Annotated in this window: 1 protein-coding gene and 1 pseudogene; both read left to right on the top strand. The window is 41.7% G+C overall.

Features of this window, described 5'->3' with window-relative positions:
• Positions 1-3,083, top strand: a 3,083-nt coding sequence (locus WBJ10_RS12260; protein WP_424290692.1) for a translocation/assembly module TamB domain-containing protein, incomplete at its 5' end; no start/stop codon positions are given.
• Positions 3,076-3,592 (top strand): annotated as a pseudogene (locus tag WBJ10_RS12255) (BamA/TamA family outer membrane protein); the annotation flags it as partial. The gene WBJ10_RS12260 and the pseudogene WBJ10_RS12255, both read left to right, overlap by 8 nt.

Below are 3,592 nucleotides of genomic sequence, written 5' to 3'. Positions count from 1 at the left end.
ACAGTAATCTGAATTTAAAAGGTCAGGCCCGCAATGGTGATATCACTACTGCAGCTCAGATGAATGATCCGAATCTGGAATTTGATGCTGATGTCGTAGCGAATCTTTCAGGCAAGTATCCGGCCGTAAAACTCTCCTTAGAACTTGACAGCGCTAATCTCAAACCACTAAATTTACTTACAGACGATGTGCGTATTCACGGATTATTGGAAGCTGATCTCTCAACAGCAGATCCGGACTATCTGAACGGAACAATTACTGTCGCGAATGCTATTATTTCAAATGGAGGGGAGAGATACCAAATAGATTCAATGTCGGTTGTTTCTACTGCAAGTGCTGATAGCAGTACCCTGGCGGTCCGGTCTGAAGTGTTAAGTGCAAATGTCTCTGGCCAGTATAAACTGACCCAGGTTGGCTATGCCCTTCAGGATGTTATTGGAAAATATTTTTCCATTGGTAATCCTGTTAAACCAGCAGCATATACCCCGCAATCGATGGTGTTCAACGCTAAGCTGGTAAATGGACCATTGATTACTCAATTTGTACCAGAATTAAAGGATCTATCCACCGTTAGTATTGATGGACGATTTAACAGTGCATCCGGCGAGCTTGTGGTTAATGCTTTGGCACCGATGATATTGTACGGTACAAACGATATTAATAACCTCACATTAGGCATCAATACAGGAGATGAAGCTTTGAATTATGGGATTACTATTGGCAGTGTCAGCACCCCTCAGCTCCGTTTGATGAACACCAGCCTTACTGGTAAAGCTCAGAATAATGTTCTCAGTACCGACCTTCAAGTAAAAGACAGCCAGGAACGTACTCATTATCGAATTGCAGGTGAACTTCGTTCCGACAATCCAAATTTGGTATTTAATCTGAACCCGGATGGATTAATGCTTAATTATGAATCATGGACAGTTTCGCCGGGTAATCAGATTCGTTTTGGTAGTGCCGGTGTCGGGGCTACCGATTTTGTCCTGTCCAACAATAATCAGCGGCTTAGTGTGAACAGTACGCCGCCGGGTTTAAACAATCCGCTTAAAATAGACTTTAGCAACTTCCAGATCAAGACTCTTACGGAAATGGTTAAGAAAGACTCCTTATTGGTAGGTGGTGCGATTAACGGAACCGCCCTGATACGTAATTTTCAAACTACCCCGGTTTTTACGGCTGATATGAATATTGATAACTTCAATTTCAGGGGTGATACCCTTGGAGCGGTAGCCATTAAAGTTAATAATGAACGCACTGATATATACAACGCAAACGTTAGCATCACTGGCGAGGGTAATCAACTGGACCTTATAGGGGATTATAATACAGCTAGCAGTAGTTTCGATATGGACTTGAATATCGGAAATCTTAATCTGAAGAGCAGACAGGGTTTCACTTTCGGTGCAATAGATAGTGCCAGTGGAAGTGTTAATGGACGGTTGGCAATTAAAGGCACTGCTGGAAATCCTCGAATAACAGGCGGGGTGAACTTTAATAAGGCAGCCTTTAATATTACCATGCTGAACTCTTATTATAAGATTCAGGACAACGAAGTAACTTTTAATGATGAAGGAATAAGACTTAATAGTTTTACACTAATCGATTCTGCTCAAAATACAGCGGTAGTTTCTGGCAACATTTATACCAGCACATTTACCGATTACCGTTTCGATCTGAAGGTAAACGCGGATAACTTCCAGGTGATTAATTCTACGAAAGAGGATAATGAACTTTATTACGGTAAGATGTTTATCGACAGTGATTTATCTATAGGAGGATCAATGAATGCACCTTCCGTCGACGGAACGCTTAGAGTAAATGATAAGACCAATTTCACACTAGTCCTTCCTCAATCCGATCCCGCTATTGAAGAACGGCAGGGAATTGTAGAATTCATAGATATGGATAATCCCGAACTGGCAACAATCTTAAGTTCGGAAATTGATTCTCTCAATCAATCATCGCTTCTTGGTATGGATGTTTCTGTAAATCTTGAAGTTGATAAAGCTGCTGAATTTAACATTGTGATTGATGAAGCAAATGGTGATTTCCTTCGCTTAAGGGGCGATGCTGATTTAAACGCCGGGATCGATCCGAGTGGAAAGATAACTTTAACCGGGGTGTATAACCTGGAAGAAGGTGAATATGAGTTATCATTCAATTTTATCAAACGAAGGTTTGAAATTGAGAAAGGAAGTACCATAACCTGGACGGGGGATGTAATGACTGCAGACATCGACGTTTCTGCAATATATATAGCCAATACCGCGCCGCTTGATTTAGTTGAAAATGGCTTGGGAGATGCTCCGCAAGCCCAAAGAAACACCTACAAGCAGAAATTACCTTTCGAGGTTAATCTTACTATGAAAGGAGAATTGCTTAAACCAATCATCACTTTTGACATCGTGTTACCCGAACGGAATTATAATGTCTCCACAGAAGTAACTTCAACAGTTAACACGCGCCTGGACCAACTGCGGACAGAGCCATCGGAACTTAATAAACAGGTATTCGCTTTACTTTTATTAAACCGCTTTGTAGGAGAGAATCCTTTTTCAAGTTCAGCAGGTGGAGGCGGAGCAGAAACTCTGGCAAGACAAAGTGTTAGTAAGATCCTTTCTCAACAGCTAAATAATCTTGCCGGCGATTTAATAGCGGGAGTTGAGCTGAATTTTGATCTTGAAGCAACTGATGACTATACAACCGGACAGCGGGCTAACCGTACCGATCTAAATGTCGGCTTGTCAAAGCGCCTGCTGAACGACCGTCTTAGGGTGAATATTGGAAGTAATTTTGAACTTGAAGGCCCGCAGCAGCCTGGAGCACGCACAAGTAATTTTGCCGGCGATATATCTGTGGAATACCAGTTATCAAGAGATGGTAGATATCTTTTACGGGCTTATCAAAAAAATGAGTACCAGATAGCCATACAGGGACAGGTAATTGAAACGGGGGTAGGTTTTGTAATAACTATGGACTACAATAAATTCAAAGAGATTTTCCGCGCACGAACGGACGATACCAAAAGACGGCGCCGTGAAGAACGTGCAGATAAAAAAGTAGCTAAAGGAAATGATTAGAAGTTTAGCATATCGCACTGTTGTAGGAACTATACTGATCTTATCGGCTTGCAGTACGACAAAATATGTACCTGAAAACGATAAGCTATATCTTGGTGCTGACGTAAAGATAGACGACAAGGAAATTAATAAATCTACTAAAAAGGTACTCGAAGCGGATCTCGAAGCTTTAACCCGGCCGAGGCCAAATACATCCATACTTGGTATTCGTTTCAAGCTGATGATGTATAACATGCGAAATGAAAAAAACAAGGGATTGGGAAGCTGGCTTAGCAGGAAATTTGGTGAACCGCCGGTTTTATTTAGTACGGTAAAGATTGATTTCAACCGGGATCTTATAGCTAACCGACTTGAAAACCGTGGATATTTCCGAGCCACTGACACGGTAGATACTGCCTTTAAGGGCGATAAAAAAGTAAAGCTCATTTATCATGCGACGGCAGGGCCGCAGTATATGATTAACAGCGTGAAATTTACGACTGATAGTTCCGAATTGGGAAGTGCTGTGT

The organism is Daejeonella sp. (assembly GCF_049655485.1).
Lineage (GTDB): Bacteria > Bacteroidota > Bacteroidia > Sphingobacteriales > Sphingobacteriaceae > Daejeonella.
Note: the sequence above shows the minus strand (reverse complement) of the source record. Positions and strands in the feature narration are given on the sequence as shown.